We start from the raw sequence: 19,546 nt of genomic DNA, 5'->3' as shown, positions 1-19,546 counted from the left end.
CTCAACAGTGTCCTCACCATCAAATGGGCCGATCAAATCGGACTACCCAGGCTCGCTTAGCCTCAATCTCTCAAACCGCCCGGTGCGGACCCGCATGCCGGGTGGTGTGGCAGGGGTGCGATTGATTAAATCGCCCCCTATGCCGATTCAGGCTGCCGCTGCTGCGGTTACTTCTTCTTCTCTCTTCAGCCGGCCAGCATATTTCTGGGCGATGACGGCGCAGACCATCAGCTGGATCTGGTGGAAGAGCATCAGCGGCAAGACGATTGCGCCGATCGAAGAGGATTGGCTGGCTAAGATGGCGTTGGCCATAGGCACGCCGCTTGCCAGCGACTTCTTCGACCCGCAAAAGGTAATGGTAATCTCGTCCTCTTTCGAGAAACCGAGCGCCCGGCTGCCGAACATGGTGAGGCAGAGGACGATCGCGAGCAGTGCTACGTCGAGGAGGATGACGACGCCGATATCCGCTGCGGAGAAGGTATGCCAGAGACCTTCAACCACCGCTTCCGAGAAGGCGAGATAGACGACCATCAGGATCGAGCCGCGATCGACGGGCGCAAGTATCTTCTTTTTCGAGCGGATCCAGCCGCCGATCCAGGGCTGCAGGACCTGCCCAGCCACGAAAGGCGCGAGGAGCTGCAGCAGGATCTTTTCCAGCGCATCCATGGAGAAGCCGGCCTCGCCGGTGGTCGACAGCAGGATGCCCGCGAGCAGAGGCGTCAGGAACATGCCGAGAATATTGGAGCCGGAGGCCGCGCAGACCGCTGCCGGCACGTTGCCGCCCGCCATGGAGGTAAACGCGATCGAGGATTGGACGGTGGACGGCAGAACGCAGAGAAAGAGGATGCCCATGTAGAGCGGCGAGGGGAGGATGCTCTCCGGAATGAAGCCGATTGCCAATCCCAGCAGCGGGAAGATCGCGAATGTCGTCACGAGGATAGTCAGATGCAGGCGCCAGTGCAGGACACCGGCCACCACGACATCCCGCGACAACCGCGCGCCATGCAGAAAGAAAAGGAGGCCGATGGCGATATCGGTCGCGGTGCCGAACCAGTCCGCCGCCTCTCCCTGGATAGGGAGGACCGAAGCAAGGATGACGGTGCAGACGAGGAGGACCGTAAAGCGGTCCGGCAGAAAACGGGTCATGAGGCAGCATTCCTTGAGTGGACTTTGCAAATCGCTCATCATGAAGCACGATGCAAACACTAACAGTTATCACGAAGTGCGATTTAGATGCTCAACCTCCATCACCTCAACAGCTTCGTCATGCTGCAGCAGACCGGGAGCTTCACCGAGGCGGCGATCCGGCTGGGGATCGGGCAATCGACAGTGACGCAGCATATCCAGCGGCTTGAAAAATCGCTCGGGCGGCAGCTGGTTTTTCGCGACACGCATCAAGTGAGGCTGACGGCGGAGGGCGAGGCACTGCTCGGTTATGCCCGCGGCATGCTCGACCTCAATGGGCAGGTCGCATCGCTTTTCGGCGAAAGCCGGTTGCGGGGGCGGCTGAGGCTCGGGGTGTCGGAGGATGTGGTCGCAAACAGGCTCACCTCCATTCTGGAGGATTTCATCCGCCTCTATCCACTGGTCGACCTGGAACTGACGGTGGCGCTTTCGGCCGTGCTCTATCAGATGCAGGATGCCGGCGACCTCGACCTCGTGCTCGCCAAGCGGCATATCGGCGAAACGCATGGGCGGCTTCTCTATCGCGAGCCGCTCGTCTGGCTGGCGCGCGATCCCGAGCATGTGCTGTCGCGGGGAGACGCGCTGCCGCTGATCGCCTTTCCGCCGCCTTCCATCACCAGACGGGTGGCGCAGGAGGCTCTCGACCGGGAGAAGATGGCGTGGCGGATCGTCTGTACCTGCGGAAGTCTCAGCGGGCTGACGGCGGCGGCCCGGGCAGGCATGGGCGTTCTGGTGCAGCCGCGCAGCATGGCGCCTGCGGGCCTCAAGGAAGTGCCTGCCGACCGCCTGCCGGTCCTGGAGGACGTGGAGTTCGTTCTGGTTCCGCGGCGCGGCGCCGATGCCGCACTCACGGAAGCGCTGTCGGATCTCATTGCGGCGCGGATCGCGCCACAGGGGCAACCGTAGAGGGAGATCGGGATCAGCCCCGGCAGATTGACAGGAACTGGTCGATATCTTCCTCGGTGGTGGCGAAGGAGGTGACGAGGCGGATCAGCATTTCGCCCTCCCTGACTGGTTCCGGCATGTTCTTCGGTTCCGGCCAGTCGTAGAATTTTGCGCCTCTGGCCTGCGCCGCTTCGGCGGAAGCCTTGTTGAGCACGGCAAAGACCTCATTCGATGTGGTTTCCCAGGCAAGCCTGGTGCTGTTCAACGAACGGATGCCGGCGCGCAGCCGATCGGCCGTGGCATTGGCGTGGCTTGCCATGTTGAGCCAGAGATCATCCTGCAGATAGGCTTCGAACTGTGCCGAGATGAAGCGGGTCTTGGAGAAGAGTTGGGCGGCGCGCTTGCGGATGAAGGCGAAATCCTTCGCGAGATCAGGATTGAAGAAGATGATCGCTTCAGCGCACCAGCAGCCGTTCTTGGTGCCGCCGAAGGAGAGGAGGTCGACACCGCGCTTCCACGTCATTTCCGCCGGCGTTGCATCCAACGCAACAAGGGCGTTAGCAAAACGCGCGCCATCCATATGGACCGGCAGGCCGTTCGCCTTGGCGACGGCGGTGATGGCGTCGATCTCGCCCAGAGAATAAACGGTGCCGCTTTCGGTGGCCTGGGTAAGGGTGACGGCAGCGGCACGGCCGTGATGAACGGAGTCCTGCGGGAAGCCAGCAATGCGGGCCGCGAGCTTTTCAGGGTCGATCTTGCCGTTTTCGCCTTCGACCGGAACCATGCGCATGCCGCTGAAGAAATCCGGCGCGCCGCATTCGTCCTCGATCACATGCGCTTCCGAATGGGAAAAGACAACGCCCCCGACGCGGGCGATGCTGGCGAGCGCAAGGGAATTTGCCGCCGTGCCGGTCGAGACGAAATAAACGGAGACGTCCCTCTCGAAGATTTCGTTGAACCGGGCTTCCACGGCCTTGTCCAGATCGCTGGTGCCATAGGCCGCGGCAAAGCGTGTCGATTCCTTCGACAGGCGTTCATTGATGGCGGGATGGGCGCCGGCCCAGTTGTCGGAAGAAAAAAACATGGAGGAACCTTGAATGGTCTTTGAAAGGCGAGTGGAGCTTAAGCGTTTTGGTCCGGTAATCAACGGCCAAAGGCAAGGTCACACAGTGGACCTATGCGGAGGGCAATGAAATGAATCCTTCTTGTTATTCGGCGTAATTAAATTTCGTCGAATACGCGTTATCCCGCAATGTAGTGTCGTTTACGCCGCAGATTTTTCCAGACCGGCTCTTGTTAAGAACTCATATCTATGGCATAGAAACTGAAAATTAGGACAGAATGACTGACCTAATTTGCGGAAATTGACGGGCCTTCTGCCCCTCTTTTCCGCTGACGGGGACGCCGATCCGGGTTATGCTGCGGTTGCTAAGGCTGCAGCGGACGCTGGAGCGGCGCCATCGCATGAGTAGGGATGGCGGAAGCCCTGTCATCCAGACGAGACAATAAAGAGCCACTTTGCCCGCCGGTCGGCGGCCAACAGGAGGAATGACGATGACGAAGATGATCTCCGAGATATCAGGCGCCGAGCCCCAAGTCTCTGCCGAGACGAAAGCTCGCGCTCCGTTCGTCGCCTCCGGGATTCCGGCTGCCCAGGGGCTTTACGATCCGCGCAACGAGCACGATGCCTGCGGCGTCGGCTTCATCGCCCATATGAAGGGCAAGAAGTCGCACCAGATCGTCAAGGACGGTTTGTTCATCCTTGAGAACCTGACGCATCGCGGAGCCGTCGGCGCCGATCCGCTGATGGGTGACGGCGCGGGCATTCTCGTGCAGATTCCCGACCGCTTCTTCCGCGAGGAGATGGCGAAGCAGGGCGTCACCCTGCCGAAGGCCGGCGAATATGCGGTCGGCCATTTCTTCCTGCCGCGCAATGGCGAGCAGATCGAGCATTTCAAGAAGGTGATCGTCGAAACCATTGCGGAAGAAGGTCAGCAGTTCCTCGGCTTCCGCGAGGTGCCGGTCGACAATTCCTCGCTGTCAAAGGCGCCCGATATCGCCGCGACCGAACCCTATCATCTGCAGGTCTTCATCGGCGCCGGTCGGGATGCCGCGACGAACGCCGAATTCGAGCGCCAGCTCTTCCTCGTCCGCAAGGTCATCTCCAACCGCATCTACGACCAGTTCGGCGGCCAGGAGACCGGCTTCTATCCGGTCTCGCTGTCGTCCTCGACCATTGTCTACAAGGGCATGTTCCTGGCCTATCAGGTCGGCGCTTACTACAAGGACCTGTCGGATCCGCGGTTCGAGACGGCGGTGGCGCTCGTGCACCAGCGTTTCTCGACCAATACCTTCCCCTCCTGGAAGCTGGCGCATCCCTACCGCATGGTCGCCCATAACGGCGAAATCAACACGCTGCGGGGCAACGTCAACTGGATGGCGGCGCGTCAGGCATCTGTCTCCTCGCCGCTTTTCGGCGACGACATTTCAAAGCTCTGGCCGATCTCCTACGAGGGCCAGTCTGACACGGCCTGCTTCGACAACGCGCTCGAGTTCCTGACGCGTGGCGGCTATTCGCTGGCGCACGCGATGATGATGCTGATCCCGGAAGCCTGGGCCGGCAATCAGTCCATGTCGAAGGAGCGCAAGGCGTTCTATGAATATCATGCGGCCCTGATGGAGCCGTGGGACGGCCCTGCTGCCGTCTGTTTCACCGATGGCAAGCAGATCGGCGCGACGCTCGACCGCAACGGCCTGCGCCCGGCTCGTTACATGGTGACCGACGACGATCGCATCATTCTCGCCTCCGAAGCCGGCACGCTGCCGGTGCCGGAGGAAAGCATCGTCAAGAAGTGGCGTCTGCAGCCCGGCAAGATGCTGCTGATTGATATGGAGAAGGGCCAGATCATCTCCGACGACGAGCTGAAGCGGGAGCTTGCCACCAAGCACCCGTACAGCAAGTGGCTCGATCGCACCCAGCTCATCCTTGAAGACCTGAAGCCGGTGGAACCGCGGGCGCTGCGCCGCGATGTGTCGCTGCTCGACCGCCAGCAGGCCTTCGGCTACACCTCCGAGGACACCAAGATCCTGATGTCGCCGATGGCGACGACCGGCCAGGAAGCCGTGGGCTCGATGGGCACCGATACGCCGATCTCTGCCATGTCGGCGAAGTCGAAGCTGCTCTATACCTATTTCAAGCAGAACTTCGCGCAGGTCACCAACCCGCCGATCGACCCGATCCGCGAAGAACTCGTCATGAGCCTCGTGTCGTTTATCGGCCCGCGTCCGAACATTCTCGATCACGAGGGCGCGGCGAATGCCAAGCGCCTCGAAGTTCGCCAGCCGATCCTGACCAATGGCGACCTAGAAAAGATCCGCTCGATCGGCCACACGGAAGACCGGTTCGACACCAAGACGCTCGATTTCACCTATGACATCGAGCGCGGCGCCGAAGGCATGCCGGAAATGCTCGACCGGCTCTGCGAGCGCGCGGAAGCGGCGGTCAAGGGCGGCTACAACATCATCGTGCTTTCCGACCGCCAGATCGGCCCGGACCGCATCGCGATCCCGGCGCTTCTGGCGACGGCGGCCGTGCACCATCACCTGATCCGCAAAGGGCTGCGCACGTCTGTCGGCCTCGTGGTCGAAACCGGCGAGCCGCGCGAGATCCATCATTTCTGCTGTCTGGCCGGATACGGCGCGGAGGCGATCAACCCCTACCTCGCCTTCGACACGCTGACCGACATGCATATGCGCGGCGAATTCCCGAAGGAAGTGGATGCGAGCGAAATCGTCTATCGCTACATCAAGGCCGTGGGCAAGGGCATTCTCAAGGTCATGTCCAAGATGGGCATTTCGACCTACCAGTCCTATTGCGGCGCGCAGATTTTCGACGCCGTCGGCCTGTCGTCGGAACTGGTCGAGAAGTATTTCTTCGGCACTGCCACGACGATCGAAGGCATCGGCCTTGCCGAGATCGCGGAAGAAACCGTCGCACGCCATCATGCGGCTTTCGGCAAGGATCCGGTTCTTGCCTCGACGCTGGATATCGGCGGCGAATATGCCTATCGCATGCGCGGCGAGAGCCATGCCTGGACGCCTGATGCGATTGCCTCCCTGCAGCACGCGGTGCGCGGCAACAGCCAGGACCGCTACCGCGAATTTGCGGAGATGGTGAACGAGACCTCGTCCCGGATGAACACCATCCGCGGCCTGTTCAAGATCAAGACCGCTGACACGATCGGCCGCAAGCCGGTGTCGGTGGACGAGGTCGAGCCGGCCGTCGATATCGTCAAGCGCTTCTCGACGGGCGCCATGTCCTTCGGCTCCATCAGCCGCGAGGCGCATACGACGCTCGCCATCGCCATGAACCGGATCGGCGGGAAGTCGAACACCGGCGAGGGCGGCGAGGAAAGCGACCGCTACATGCCGTTGCCGGACGGTAGCCAGAATCCTGAGCGCTCGGCCATCAAGCAGATCGCTTCCGGCCGCTTCGGCGTGACTACCGAGTACCTGGTCAATGCCGATATGCTGCAAATCAAGGTGGCGCAGGGTGCAAAGCCCGGCGAAGGCGGCCAGCTGCCCGGCCACAAGGTTGACGCGACTGTCGCCAAGACCCGTCATTCGACGCCGGGCGTCGGCCTCATTTCGCCGCCGCCGCACCATGACATCTATTCGATCGAAGACCTGGCGCAGCTGATCTTCGACCTGAAGAACGTCAACCCGACTTCGGACATTTCCGTGAAGCTCGTCTCGGAAGTGGGCGTCGGCACGGTTGCGGCAGGTGTCGCCAAGGCGCGCGCCGACCATATCACGGTTGCGGGCTTCGACGGCGGCACGGGCGCTTCTCCGCTCACCTCGCTGAAGCACGCCGGCAGCCCCTGGGAAATCGGTCTTGCCGAAACCCAGCAGACGCTGGTGCTGAACGGACTTCGCTCGCGCATCGCGCTGCAGGTCGACGGCGGTCTGAAGACTGGCCGCGACGTGATCATCGGGGCGCTGCTCGGGGCCGACGAGTTCGGCTTCGCCACCGCACCACTGATCGCAGCCGGCTGCATCATGATGCGCAAGTGCCACCTGAACACCTGTCCGGTGGGCGTCGCGACGCAGGACCCGGTTCTGCGCAAGCGCTTCAAGGGCACGCCGGAGCACGTCATCAACTACTTCTTCTTCGTCGCCGAAGAAGTGCGCGAAATCCTTGCTTCGCTCGGCTTCACCAGGCTCGACGACATCATCGGCATGTCCGAGCTTCTGGAGAAGGACGAGATGATCGCCCACTGGAAGTCGAAGGGCCTCGATTTCTCGAAGATCTTCCACAAGGTGGAGGCTCCGAAGCAGGCGACCTACTGGACCGAGCGGCAGAAGCATCCGATCGACGACATTCTCGATCGCAAGCTGATCGAGAAGTCGCAGGCGGCACTCGACAGCAAGGAGCCAGTGGTCTTCGACGTGTCGATCAAGAACGTCGATCGCTCCGCCGGTGCGATGCTGTCGGGCGCGCTTGCCAAGCGCTGGGGGCACAAGGGGCTCAAGGACGACACGATCCATGTGACCTTGACGGGTACCGCGGGACAGTCGTTTGGCGCATTCCTCGCCCGTGGCATCACCTTCGATCTGGTGGGCGACGGCAACGACTATGTCGGCAAGGGGCTTTCGGGCGGCCGGATCATCGTGCGTCCGCCGGAAAACTCCAAGCTCGTGGCGGAGAACTCGATCATCGTGGGCAACACGGTGCTCTACGGCGCAATCAGCGGCGAATGCTACTTCCGCGGCGTCGCGGGCGAGCGCTTTGCCGTGCGCAACTCCGGAGCGATCGCCGTCGTCGAGGGCGTTGGCGACCACGGCTGCGAATACATGACCGGCGGCATCGTCGTCGTGCTCGGCGAGACGGGGCGCAACTTTGCGGCCGGCATGTCCGGCGGCGTGGCTTATGTGCTCGACGAAACGGGCGATTTCGCCAAGCGCTGCAACATGGCGATGGTCGAACTCGAGCCGGTTCCGGAAGAGGACGACATGCTGGAGAAGCTGCACCATCACGGCGGCGACCTCATGCATAAGGGACGTGTCGACGTTTCCGAGGACATGACGCGCCACGACGAGGAGCGCCTCTACCAGCTCATCTCCAACCACCTGCACTACACGGGCTCGACCCGCGCCAAGGAGATCCTTGATCGCTGGACCGAATACCGGCCGAAATTCCGCAAGGTCATGCCGGTCGAATACCGCCGTGCATTGGTCGAGATGGAGCGGATGCGGATGGGGATCGCGGCGGAGTGATCCGTTTTGCAGTCGTTCACCGGCTGATTTCGCTGATCGTTGCCATCGCCGTTCCGGCGGCGGCATTCATGGAGAGCGGCAACGTCGCATTGGAATTCATCGTGCTGGGGGCGGTTCTAGGCTTCGCTTACTGGTATTGGGGTCCTACGGGCACCCTGCTTTGAAAAGGGTAAAACATGGGCAAGGTAACGGGTTTCCTGGAAATCGACCGGCAGGTGGCGAAGTATCAGCCGGCGTCCGACCGCATCCGCCATTTCCGCGAGTTCACCATTCCGATGTCGGATGCGGAAGTCACCAAGCAGGCCGCGCGCTGCATGGACTGTGGCATTCCCTATTGCCATGGGCCGACCGGCTGTCCGGTTCACAACCAGATCCCGGACTGGAACGACCTCGTCTACAACAACAAGTGGGAAGAGGCGATCCGCAACCTCCATTCCACCAACAATTTCCCGGAATTCACCGGCCGCGTCTGCCCGGCGCCGTGCGAGGAAGCTTGCACGCTGAACCTTGAGGACGCGCCGGTCGCAATCAAGACCGTCGAACAGGCGCTTGCCGACAAGGCTTACGAACTCGGCTACATCGCACCGCAGCCGGCGACGGTCCATACGGGCAAGAAGGTGGCGATCATCGGCTCCGGTCCCGCCGGCATGGCAGCTGCCCAGCAGCTCGGTCGCGCCGGTCACGAAGTGCATGTCTACGAGCGCGAGTCGAAGCCCGGCGGCCTCCTGCGCTACGGCATCCCCGACTTCAAGATGGAGAAGAACTTCATCGACCGTCGTGTCGAGCAGATGAAGGGCGAAGGGGTGACCTTCCATACCGGCGTCAATATCGGCGTCGACCTGGCCGTCGAAAAGCTGATGGCGGAGCACGATGCCGTGCTCTATTGCGGCGGTTCGGAAACGCCGCGCCCGGCCGGCATTCCCGGCGCCGACCTGCATGGTGTCTACGATGCCATGCCCTATCTCGTGCAGCAGAACCGCCGCATCGGCCGTGAAAACATCGAGAGCGTCGCCTGGCCGTCCGATCCGATCCTCGCCGGCGCCAAGCATGTGGTCGTCGTCGGCGGTGGCGACACGGCGTCGGACTGCGTCGGCACGGCCTTCCGCCAGGGCGCCGTCAAGGTGACCCAGCTCGACATCCGCCCGCAGCCGCCGGAAAAGGAAGACAAGCTCGCCGTCTGGCCTTTCTGGGCGACGAAGATGCGCACGTCTTCTTCGCAGGCGGAGGGGGCGGTTCGTGAATTCCAAGTGGCGACGCTTGAATTCATCGGTGAGGACGGGCAGCTCACGGGCGTACGCTGCTGCGAAGTCGACGAACGCCGCAAGCCGATCGCCGGTACCGATTTCATCATCAAGGCGGACCTTGCCTTCATCGCAATCGGCTTCTCCGGCCCGCTCGCCGACGGCGTTCTTGCCGAACTCGACGGCAAGCTGACGCTGAATGTCGACCGCCGCGGCTCGACAAACGTCGTCGCCAACGATCGCGACTACAAGACCTCGGTCGACAAGTTCTGGACAGCAGGGGACGTGCGCCGCGGCCAGTCTCTGGTGGTCTGGGCGATCCGTGAAGGCCGCCAGGCGGCGCGGGCGATCGACGAGGCCCTGATGGGGAGCTCGGTCCTGCCGCGGTAAGCGGGGTCTCTTTGCAAGGCCGACGAATAATGTGAGGCATGCGGCATGCTCCCAATGATCTCCCCTCAAGGGGGAGATCGGAGTGCCGCGCCGTTTTCATCTCATCTCCAGCATCGCGCAGAGCGAGCCTCTTCGCTTGCGGCGAGGTTGGCGCTTATCGCTAACGTGTCGCCGCACCCGCGGCCGGAATCCGATAATCGTCTATCCTGCCCGCCGGCGGCGGGGCAAGTTCGCCTCGTTTGACCAGCTTGTCGCGCGGGGTTTCCACCATGACGGTCGGTAAGGGACCGGCGCCAAGCAGGTCCTTGCCGCCGTCGAGTTCAGGATCCGACAGGCTGATCGGATGTACCGGCACGGCCTGGCCCGGTGCGGCCGGAAGCGTGACGAGCGGCGGCAGATTGGTGCCGTCGAGCTTGACGAGATCGGGACTTGCCATCTCGCCCAGGTATCGGCGAACGAATTTTTCGACATAGAAGGCAAGCTTCTGCTTGCCGGCCTTGGTGAAGGTGATGCCGTCGGAACCGCGCAAGCGCACCTGCTGGCCGTTGACGTCCGAGCCGGTGATCACGAACTTCCCGTCTTCATCGACGAAGCCATCCCAGATATCGACGAATTCCCCGCCTGCCTTTTCCACCTGGTTGCGGTAGATGGCGTTCAGCGTCACCGCATCCGATGTCATCGACGGAGACTGGAAGGAAGGCAGCCCGACCCACAAGAGGGGGACTTTGCGGGCGGCGACAATGCCGGCAAGTCCGGCGACGCGCGCCTCGTATTCCTTGAACCAGGCGTCGGTGCGGAATTTTTCCTTTCCGCTGCCGATCGACATCTGCTGGCGGTCGTTGGCGCCGAGCATGACCACCACGACCGTCGGCTTCAGCTCGTCCAGCATGACGGGAAGCTGCCCCGGCCAGTCGAAATGGTCCTGGCGTACGAGACCCGAAGAACCGTCGCTGCGCTCGCTGATCACGACGCCCGGAGACATTGCAAAAGTGTTCTCGAGCTCGCTGCCCACGCCACCCGCCATGAAGTCGCCGACCACGAGGACCTGTTTGGCGTTTTCAAGCTTGGCTACCGGTTCCGGCGCAGGCGGCGTAATCGCTTGCTGCTGCGGGCGCGGCGGCGCCGCGCGGCCGGCAGTGCCTCGATTGCGCGGCCGCGGCCGCATTTCGATGACCGAGCCATCCCGTTGATAGCGTCGGCGCGGGCGAGGTTCGTAGGGTTCGTAACGCTCATAACGCTCGTAGCGGGGGCCGCCGAACAGCATGTCGAAGATATTCCGGCGAGGGGCCGGTTCCTGAGCCGTGGCCGTCCGTAGCTGGACCGGCAGCGCGATCACCAACGCCAGCAGAAACAGGAAGGCTCGAAGCCATGTCCTGTTTTGCCGGGATTCCTGCAAAGTCTTCACGCCTCTACCGCGCCTCATACGCTCTGGCATTCTCATCCGAAGGATGTGGGGCAAAACGCCGCCCTGTCAACGCAAAGCTTCGAGAAGCTGTCGTGACGGTTCGCCGTTCGGCTGCATGCCGAGACGCTTCTGAATGACGGAAATGGCAGCTTTCGAACCGGAGCCGAAATTGCCGTCGACTTCGCCCTCGTAATAGCCGAGTTCCTTCATGCGCGACTGGAGTTCGAATTTCTGCTTGATGTCGAGCGTGCCGTTCGGCCGCGGCCAGCTCTGCTGCACGCCGCCATGGCCGGCCAGTTCGTCGGCAAGCAGCCCAACTGCGAGCGCGTAGCTGTCGGCGGCGTTGTAGCGCTTCACCACGAAGAAATTCTTCAGCATCAGGAAGGCAGGGCCGTTCGCGCCTGCCATCAGCTTCAACGTCGCGCGATCGGTGCCGCGCGGAAAATTCTTGCCGTTCGGGCGCGCAAAGCCGAGCTTTGCCCATTCGGCGAGTGTCTTGGTCTGGCCCTCCAGACGGGCACCGTTGGCCGGAAGCACCGCCTCGTAACCCCAGGTCTTGCCGTTCTGCCAGCCGTTCTTGGCCAATAGATTGGCGGAGGTGGCCAGCGCATCGGGCACCGAATGCCAGATATCGCGCTTGCCGTTGCCGTCGGCATCGACTGCATAGAGCAGGTAGCTCGTCGGAATGAACTGGGTATGCCCCATGGCGCCGGCCCAGGATCCGGTCAGCTGTTTGGGCGCAACGTCGCCGGACTGCAGGATCTTCAGCGCCGCGATAAGCTGGGTGCGGGCAAATTTGGAGCGGTTGGGATCGCCCCAGGCGAGAGTTGCGAGCGCCTGCGGCACGTGATGCAGCCGATCCGGCTTTTCCAGGACCGCGCCGTAATTGGACTCCATGGACCAGATGGCGAGCAGGATGTGCTTGTCGACGCCGAAATGCCGCTCCAGAGCGTTCAGGGTGGAGCCGTATTTCGCCGCCATCTCGCGGCCGATGCGCACAGTGTACGGGTTTACACGGGAATCCAGATATTCCCAGATCACCGACTTGAATTCCGGCTGGTAGGCCGCCTTCTCGAGCACATCCCGGTCCGGCTCGGTAATGCCGGCAAAGGCCTTTTCATAGGTGGAACGGCTAATGCCGCTCTTGGCGGCGGTCTCGTAGAATTTTACGATCCAAGTCTTGAAAGCGGTGTCAGCCCGCGCATCTATCGGCATGCCTGCGGCAGCAAGACCGAGCAGCGGGATAAAAAATCCGCGCAGGAGGTTGGTGCGAAACGTTTTCATCGGCAGTCGAGTCCATTCTTCTAACCAAGCCTGACGGCGAGAGTGGCAAGCGGCTTAACGATGTAATAACAGAATAGGGTCAACAAATTCTTTACCATAGAAATCCGGCCAGCGGCAGTCTTTGCGAAACGGTAGTAATTCGCCGCTAGAGGCCGAGGGTCGCAGAATTCGCACAATGAAGTGCTTCAGGAGGCATGAGTGGCACAACAACAGAAGATCCGTAAGGCAGTCTTTCCGGTAGCAGGGCTTGGTACGCGCTTCCTGCCTGCGACCAAGGCAGTGCCGAAGGAAATGCTGACGGTGGTCGACAAGCCGGTCATCCAGTATGTCGTGGATGAGGCGGCGGAAGCAGGAATCGAGCATTTCGTCTTCGTGACAGGTCGCGGCAAGGGCGTGATCGAAGACTATTTCGACATCCAGTACGAACTGGAGCAGATGCTGCGCGAGCGCAACAAAAATGCGGAACTGACGCTGCTTGCCGGACTTCTGCCGAAAGCAGGCACCGCGAGCTTCACGCGCCAGCAGGTGCCGCTCGGACTCGGCCACGCAGTCTGGTGTGCCCGCGACATCGTCGGCAACGAACCCTTCGCCGTGCTTTTGCCCGACATGATCATGTCGGCCGAGAAGGGCTGCTTGAAGGGCATGGTCGATCTTTATGCCCAGACCGGCGGCAATGTGCTGGCCGTTCAGGAATGCGATCCGGAACAGGCGCATAAATACGGCATAGTCGGCGTCGGCGACGCCGTGGGCGAAGGCTTCAAGATCACCCAGATGGTCGAAAAGCCCGCCAAGGGGACCGCGCCGTCCAACCTCTACATCAACGGCCGCTACATCTTGCAGCCGGAAATCTTCAAGATCCTGGAAACGCAGGAGCGGGGTGCCGGCAACGAAATCCAGCTCACCGACGGCATGCTGGCGCTTGCCAAATCCCAGGAGTTTGCCGCCTATCCCTTCAAGGGCGACACGTTCGACTGCGGCGCCAAGGACGGCTTCATCCTGGCGAACCTTGCATTTGCGCTGCAGCGCGCCGACATCCGCCCGGCGATCGAGGGGCCGATGAAAGCGCTGCTCGCCTCGCTGAAATAGGAAAGGCTGCCGATCGACTTAACGGCCCTAAGAACCCCTGATGGGCAGATCATCAGGGGTGCTTTTCATCTTTTGTTCTCTACGATCCAGACAATCGCCGGAATACAGGCCAATACGATCGGCAAATATGGCAGGAAGACAAAAGGTTTCCTCAAGAGAGACCAAAGCACTGCGGATTTGCCGTACCAGCGGCCATATTCCTCCATCCACGCCCTTCTTATCTGATAAGGCCTGAGCGCTCCGTCTTCGATCTCTCCCCGGAAATAGCTCTCCAGAAGATCTATTCTATGGATGTAGCTGTATTGGAAGGATTTCCATATCCCTTCAAGGAACCAAAGGCACAGGGCGACCAGAGCTGTCGCCAACACCAGCCCGAGAGAGCCCTCCTTCAGCGCGATCCCCAGACCGCCCGCCAGAAGGGGTGCTGACCATGACTTGATCGTCAGTGCCCGGGTGTCGAACGTCTCGTACTGGTTTTGCAGCATGGTATATTCTGCAGCTAACTGATCTCGGAGTTCCGCCATAGTTCTTTGCTCGCTATAGGTGTATGGCGAATTCATCACACCCATCGGCGAAATGCAACAGAAAATTGCATGTATCCCTGCGCTCTTACATCTTGGGAATGTGCCACTGGTATTGGGTGGCTGCGACCTATCGCTTAACAGTGAGGCCGACGCCGGCGCGGACGATGCGATTGTCGGAGCTGCCGCCCTCGGCGCGTTCGTATTCCACGTCGCCAGTGAGATCGAGATAGCGGTTGATTGCCCAGCTGAGGCCGGCGCCTGCCACCCAGACGGTTTCGTCGCTCTGGCCGCTCGGAAAGTCTCGCAGCGTCGTGCTGCCGGTGAGGCGGGCCACCACATTGTCGCGCAGCTCATGGGCGACTGCAGCAGTCAGCTGATATTCGACCCAGCCGCTCTGGCCGGGTGCAGTCGAATCCTGAACCGTGGTGCGCAGGCCGAGATCGACATCAGTGCCGCGCTGCGGCGACCATATGGCGTTGCCGTTGAAGGTGATGGCATCGACCGACTTGAGGCGGCTGTCCTCGTAGTCGACAAGTTCGTAGCCGGCGCCGATTTCGCCCCGCAGCTTCTCGCCGAGATCGAATTCCACGCCGGTGCGCGCCGCATAGCTCTGCGAGGAGCGGGCATAACCTGAACTGTCTCGCTTCAGGTCGTAGAATGTGTGGCCCGTCGCTACTTCCACGAAGGGAATGAGCGCGGGCGAAAGCTCGTAGCCGAGCCGCAGCCTTCCGTCGATGCCGGTGCGGTTGCGGTCCTTCATGCTGATGGCCGTGCCGTCGGAGAGTTCGGCATCTGTGTAGATGGCACGGGAGAGGTCAACCGCTGCCGTGCCGCGGATCTTGCCGAAGTCGCGCTCGACGGACAGTCCGCCGTTCAGTTCATGGACGCCCGGCTGCGTCGCTGCGCCGCCGACGGCATTCGGATCGTAGTCGTCTTCCCGGCTGAAGCGATAGCCGCCGGTGATATGGGCTACCGTATCGTCCGCCAGATCGAGCCTGAGGTCCGCGTCGACCTGGGCCTCCGGCTGAACGTCGTCCTGGCCGCCATGAACGTTGCGTTCGAATATGCCTTCGCCGGTGACGGTCAGCGAATGGCGCGACCAGTCGGAGGACAGGGTGCCGCGGATCGCGGTGGAGAGATAGTCGCGGCGGGTGCTGGCGCCGTTCGATCGGGTCCGCTCGGTCTCTATGCTGTTGTTCACCGACGGGCGAAGAAGAAAACTCCCCAGCCGTATGCCGGTCGGGTCACCCGGTTCGCGCGGCTGCTCCTGGGCTTCGAGCGGTTCGGCGCCCGGATCAAGAGGCTGCTCGTAGGGTTGGTTCAGGTCCTCCTCGTAACGGGGCTCTTCATCCGGCCGGCCGGTGTTTGCCGGCAGCGAGCCGGTCGCCATGTTCGGATCCGCCTGGTCGGTGGCGGAAGCCGGATCGGAAGCATTGGCGCGCTGCTGTGCCGACGTTCCGGTTGCGGGGTGGGCCGCCGTGGCAGAGGACGCGGTGTTTGTCAGCGACGGCAGGGAGCCGTTGCGCGGCGGAAAAGGGCTGGCCGTCTGGGCGATGGCAGGCGAAGCAAGCGCCGAACAGGCCAGCAGCAGGCCGACCGCCGCGCGGCGCCGGTCACGCGTCCTGCCTGTCTTCGTGGTGATGGTCATGGGCCTGCCTGGGCGATCGAATGCTTACCCAAACGTAAAGCCATGTGGTTAATGTTTGGTTGCGGCAACGTGTCCGCCAGCGTACTTGGCCGCGGGATGCCGAACCTGATGGACTTGGCAGGCGAAAGGCGCTAAGGCTTCGCCATGATCAAGAGAGCTTTGCAACTGGTCGAAAACGACGTCGTAGATTCCGCATTGAGGACAATTTCCTTCGGGAAACAGGGGCTTAATGCGCTTGAGATCGCCCTGCAGAACGGCCTCGGCGACAGTTTCCGGAAAGCGGTGGAACTGATCGGCGAGATCGACGGCCGAGTGGTCGTGACTGGTGTCGGCAAGAGCGGACATATCGGCCGCAAGATTGCAGCCAGCCTCGCCTCCACCGGCACGCCCTCTTTTTTTGTACATCCGGTTGAAGCCAACCACGGCGATCTCGGGATGATCGCGCCCGGCGACGTGGTGCTCGCGCTGTCCTGGGGTGGCGAAACGGCTGAACTTCAGGGCATCGTTTCCTTTACCCGCCGCTTTTCCATCCCGCTGATCGCCTTGACCTCAGGCGCAATCTCGACGCTCGCTCGCGAAGCCGACATCGTTCTGCTGCTGCCGCGGGAACAGGAAGCCTGTCCGCATGGCCTGGCTCCCACCACGTCGACGCTGATGCAGCTTGCCATGGGCGACGCGTTGGCGGTGGCACTCCTGGAAGCGAGGGGCTTTTCCGCCACCGATTTCCGCGTCTACCATCCGGGCGGCAAGCTCGGAGCGATGCTGTCGCATGTCAGCGACCTCATGCATACCGGAGACCGTCTTCCGTTGGTCAAGAAGGGCGTTTCCATGCCCGAAGCGATCCAGGAACTGTCACGCAAGCGCTTCGGCTGCGTCGGCGTCGTCGATGAAAATGGATGCCTTTGTGGCGTCGTGACGGATGGCGATATCGCCAGACACCTGCATCTCAATCTCGGCGAGACGCTCGTCGACGACGTAATGACCGAAAATCCGAAGACGGTCGGCAGAGAGACGCTTGCCACGGCCGCCATGGCGATCCTCAACAAGCACAGTATCGGTGCGCTGCTCGTGGTCGATGACGAGCGCCGGCCGGTTGGTATTGTGCATTTCCACGATCTGTTGCGCGTCGGCGTCGCTTGACGCCGGGTTCGGCTCCCAGCGATTCTCGGGCGAGATGAACTACGCTACTTCGACCGTGAGGTCGCGTCCACTTGCCGCCACCACTTTCACCTGCGTGCCGGCGGGCAGATCAGGACCCATGACCGACCACCATGTATCGTCGAGCCGGATGCGGCCGCGGCCCTCAGTAATTGGCTCATGAAGGGTCGCCGTGCGCCCGACCAGGCTTTCGCCGCGGCGGTTGAGCATGGGTTCGTCACTCGTCTGGCTGCGCTTGGCATAGAATCGGCGGCCGGCAAGGGCGAAGGAGATCGACAGCAGCGCGAAGAGGACGAGCTGGAGCTGCCAGGTCCAGAAGCCGGAATCCCATAACAGCAGCGACAGCGTGCCGATGACGATGGCGGCGGCCCCGATCCAGATCAGGAATACGCCGGGAGCCGCAAGCTCTGCCGCCAGCAGAACGAGGCCGAGAATCCACCAGCTCCAGAGGCCGAGACCCTTTACCAGTTCTTGAAGCATGTCGTCAGGTCTCAGAAGGTGTCGAGGGCTGGGCGAAAGGGTTGGCGGGCGATGTCGTCAATTTAGGCCCTGTCGGCGTACGAGGAGGCGCGGGCGCGCGCGGCGGCGCCTGCGGCGCTGGTCCGTCACCGAAGACTTCCCGGGCGATGGCGCCGATGCCGCCGAGCGAACCGATCAGCGACGAGGCCTCCATCGGCATCAGCACGATCTTCGAGTTGGGGGCCTTGCCGATTTCAGCCAGGGCCTCTGTGTATTTCTGGGCGACGAAATAATTGATGGCCTGGACGTCACCAGCGGCGATCGCCTGAGAGACGGACTGGGTCGCCTTGGCTTCCGCTTCGGCAAGACGTTCGCGTGCCTCCGCTTCCCGGAAGGCCGCCTCGCGCTCGCCTTCCGCCTTTAGCACCGCCGCCTGCTTGGCGCCTTCCGCACGCAGGATCTGGGCGTTGCGCGAGCCTTCCGCCTCGAGGATCTGAGCCCGCTTTTCGCGTTCCGCCTTCATCTGGCGGGCCATGGATTCGACCAGGTCGGCCGGCGGCTGGATATCCTTGATCTCGACGCGGGTGACCTTGATGCCCCAGGGGCCGACCGCCTCGTCCACCACCCTCAGAAGCCGCTCGTTGATCACTTCGCGGTTGGAGAGCAGCTCGTCCAGATCCATCGAACCCATGACCGAGCGGATATTGGTCATCGTGAGATTCTGGATAGCGTTTTTGAGATCGGAGATCTGGTAGGCGGCCTGGGCCGGATTGAGGACCTGGTAAAAGGCGACGGCGTCTGCGGAGACGCTGGCATTGTCACGGGTGATGACTTCCTGCGTCGGAATATCCAGCACCTGCTCCATGACGTTCATGCGGGCGCCGATGCGATCTATGAACGGCGTAATCAGGTTGAGGCCCGGCTCCAGCGTGCGGGTATAACGGCCGAAACGCTCGACGGTATAGCGATAGCCCTGCGGCACGGTCTTGATCCCGGCAAAAAGGATCAGAATGATCAGCAATACGAAGCCGATCACCACAATATCGAACCCACCCAGCTCCATTTGACCCTCTTGTGCTTTCCCAGTCCGCCTGTTCGGACGCTGCCGATCCTATTCAACAGCTCACCTATTCACAAGCGGCGGCGATGGTTCTAGAACGCGCTCTGAAAATTCCGGTCGCAGCCTACCCGGTCAAAACAAGGACACCATAGATGAAGGTTATTGTCGTCTGCTCAGGCGGACTGGATTCCGTTTCTCTCGCCCACAGGATGGCGGCGGAGGAGCAGTTGTTGGGATTGATCTCCTTCGACTACGGCCAGCGCCACCGCAAGGAGCTCGACTTCGCAGCCGCCTGCGCCACGCGGCTCGGGGTCTTTCACGAGATCATCGACATGCGCGGGATCGGTGGCCGGCTTACCGGTTCGGCCTTGACCGATGACTTGGATGTGCCGGACGGGCATTATGCGGAAGAGACGATGCGGATTACCGTCGTGCCGAACCGCAATGCCATCATGCTGGCGGTCGCCTTCGGGGTTGCTGCGGCAAGACAGGCGGAGGCGGTGGCGATTGCGGTGCATGGGGGCGATCATTTCATCTATCCGGATTGCCGGCCGGGCTTCATCGATGCCTTTCAGGCGATGCAGGACCATGCGCTCGACGGTTACGCCTCGGTCAAGCTGCTTGCGCCTTATGTCCATGGCTCGAAGGCGGATATCGTCGCCGACGGCGCGCGACACGACACGCCGTTTGCCGAAACCTGGTCCTGCTATAAGGGCGGCGCGCGCCATTGCGGCCGCTGCGGCACCTGCGTCGAGCGGCGCGAGGCCTTTCACCTGGCCGGCATCACGGATCCCACCGAATACGAGGATCCGGATTTCTGGAGGGCAGCGACGGAAGGGTTCAGGGCGGAGGAAACCAGCTGAATGCCGGAAGTTATGGAAAGGCAGGGCCCTCCCATCTAAAACCGTCATTGGATCATCAGCGCCGATCGGTCTAGGTCTCGAT

At 62.0% G+C, this 19,546-nt stretch carries 15 protein-coding genes; 7 read left to right on the top strand and 8 right to left on the bottom strand.

What is annotated here, in order from left to right; translation table 11 throughout:
• Positions 1-147: 147 nt before the first annotated feature.
• Positions 148-1,146, bottom strand: coding sequence for a bile acid:sodium symporter family protein (locus tag C5L12_RS23825; protein ID WP_105374545.1), 999 nt, complete (start codon positions 1,144-1,146; stop codon positions 148-150).
• A gap of 87 nt (positions 1,147-1,233) precedes the next feature.
• On the opposite strand from C5L12_RS23825, the gene C5L12_RS23820 reads away from it, so the two are divergent.
• A complete protein-coding gene (locus tag C5L12_RS23820; protein WP_105374544.1) occupies positions 1,234-2,091 on the top strand; it encodes a LysR family transcriptional regulator in 858 nt (285 codons plus the stop codon).
• 13 nt (positions 2,092-2,104) lie between these two features.
• Here the strand turns inward: C5L12_RS23820 and C5L12_RS23815 are convergent, their stop codons facing one another.
• Positions 2,105-3,154: a threonine aldolase family protein gene (locus tag C5L12_RS23815; RefSeq protein WP_105374543.1), complete on the bottom strand. Its 1,050-nt coding sequence runs from the start codon at positions 3,152-3,154 to the stop codon at positions 2,105-2,107.
• 470 nt (positions 3,155-3,624) lie between these two features.
• Here C5L12_RS23815 and gltB point away from each other — a divergent pair, with 470 nt between their 5' ends.
• From gltB to C5L12_RS23805, 3 genes are read left to right on the top strand one after another with little or no spacing between them, the layout of a single operon-like run.
• Entirely contained in the window at positions 3,625-8,346 is a 4,722-nt protein-coding gene (gltB, locus tag C5L12_RS23810) for a glutamate synthase large subunit (protein ID WP_105374542.1), read from the top strand.
• Positions 8,343-8,510 (top strand): hypothetical protein, encoded by a 168-nt coding sequence (locus C5L12_RS28220; RefSeq protein ID WP_157949107.1) that lies wholly within the window; start codon positions 8,343-8,345, stop codon positions 8,508-8,510. The genes gltB and C5L12_RS28220 overlap by 4 nt, the downstream gene beginning before the upstream one ends.
• Before the next feature lie 12 nt (positions 8,511-8,522).
• The gene (locus C5L12_RS23805; protein WP_105374541.1) at positions 8,523-9,977 is read left to right on the top strand and encodes a glutamate synthase subunit beta; all 1,455 of its coding nucleotides are present in this window, start codon (positions 8,523-8,525) and stop codon (positions 9,975-9,977) included.
• A gap of 160 nt (positions 9,978-10,137) precedes the next feature.
• Here the strand turns inward: C5L12_RS23805 and C5L12_RS23800 are convergent, their stop codons facing one another.
• Both C5L12_RS23800 and C5L12_RS23795 read right to left on the bottom strand, forming a co-directional pair.
• Positions 10,138-11,400, bottom strand: a complete 1,263-nt coding sequence (locus tag C5L12_RS23800) for an SGNH/GDSL hydrolase family protein (protein WP_105374540.1) — start codon at positions 11,398-11,400, stop codon at positions 10,138-10,140.
• Positions 11,401-11,448: 48 nt separating this feature from the next.
• Entirely contained in the window at positions 11,449-12,597 is a 1,149-nt protein-coding gene (locus tag C5L12_RS23795) for a lytic murein transglycosylase (RefSeq protein WP_425350824.1), read from the bottom strand.
• A gap of 267 nt (positions 12,598-12,864) precedes the next feature.
• Here C5L12_RS23795 and galU point away from each other — a divergent pair, with 267 nt between their 5' ends.
• On the top strand, positions 12,865-13,752 hold the full coding sequence (galU, locus tag C5L12_RS23790; RefSeq protein ID WP_105374538.1) for a UTP--glucose-1-phosphate uridylyltransferase GalU: 888 nt from the start codon (positions 12,865-12,867) through the stop codon (positions 13,750-13,752).
• Between the two features lie 65 nt (positions 13,753-13,817).
• Here the strand turns inward: galU and C5L12_RS23785 are convergent, their stop codons facing one another.
• Together C5L12_RS23785 and C5L12_RS23780 are read right to left on the bottom strand one after the other, a co-directional pair.
• On the bottom strand, positions 13,818-14,276 hold the full coding sequence (locus tag C5L12_RS23785; protein WP_105374537.1) for a hypothetical protein: 459 nt from the start codon (positions 14,274-14,276) through the stop codon (positions 13,818-13,820).
• Positions 14,277-14,403: 127 nt separating this feature from the next.
• Positions 14,404-15,924 (bottom strand): outer membrane beta-barrel protein, encoded by a 1,521-nt coding sequence (locus C5L12_RS23780; RefSeq protein WP_105374536.1) that lies wholly within the window; start codon positions 15,922-15,924, stop codon positions 14,404-14,406.
• A 144-nt stretch (positions 15,925-16,068) separates the two neighbouring features.
• Here C5L12_RS23780 and C5L12_RS23775 point away from each other — a divergent pair, with 144 nt between their 5' ends.
• Positions 16,069-17,064 (top strand): KpsF/GutQ family sugar-phosphate isomerase, encoded by a 996-nt coding sequence (locus C5L12_RS23775; protein WP_105374535.1) that lies wholly within the window; start codon positions 16,069-16,071, stop codon positions 17,062-17,064.
• A gap of 39 nt (positions 17,065-17,103) precedes the next feature.
• Here C5L12_RS23775 and C5L12_RS23770 read toward each other — a convergent pair whose 3' ends face one another.
• Both C5L12_RS23770 and C5L12_RS23765 read right to left on the bottom strand, forming a co-directional pair.
• Positions 17,104-17,562, bottom strand: a complete 459-nt coding sequence (locus tag C5L12_RS23770; protein ID WP_105374534.1) for an NfeD family protein — start codon at positions 17,560-17,562, stop codon at positions 17,104-17,106.
• 4 nt (positions 17,563-17,566) lie between these two features.
• Positions 17,567-18,604: an SPFH domain-containing protein gene (locus tag C5L12_RS23765; protein ID WP_105374533.1), complete on the bottom strand. Its 1,038-nt coding sequence runs from the start codon at positions 18,602-18,604 to the stop codon at positions 17,567-17,569.
• Between the two features lie 149 nt (positions 18,605-18,753).
• Between C5L12_RS23765 and queC the strand changes: the two genes are divergently transcribed.
• Positions 18,754-19,464, top strand: a complete 711-nt coding sequence (gene queC, locus C5L12_RS23760; RefSeq protein ID WP_105374532.1) for a 7-cyano-7-deazaguanine synthase QueC — start codon at positions 18,754-18,756, stop codon at positions 19,462-19,464.
• Positions 19,465-19,546: the final 82 nt, after the last annotated feature.

The organism is Neorhizobium huautlense (assembly GCF_002968575.1).
In the GTDB taxonomy this organism is placed as follows: domain Bacteria; phylum Pseudomonadota; class Alphaproteobacteria; order Rhizobiales; family Rhizobiaceae; genus Neorhizobium; species Neorhizobium huautlense.
Note: the sequence above shows the minus strand (reverse complement) of the source record. Positions and strands in the feature narration are given on the sequence as shown.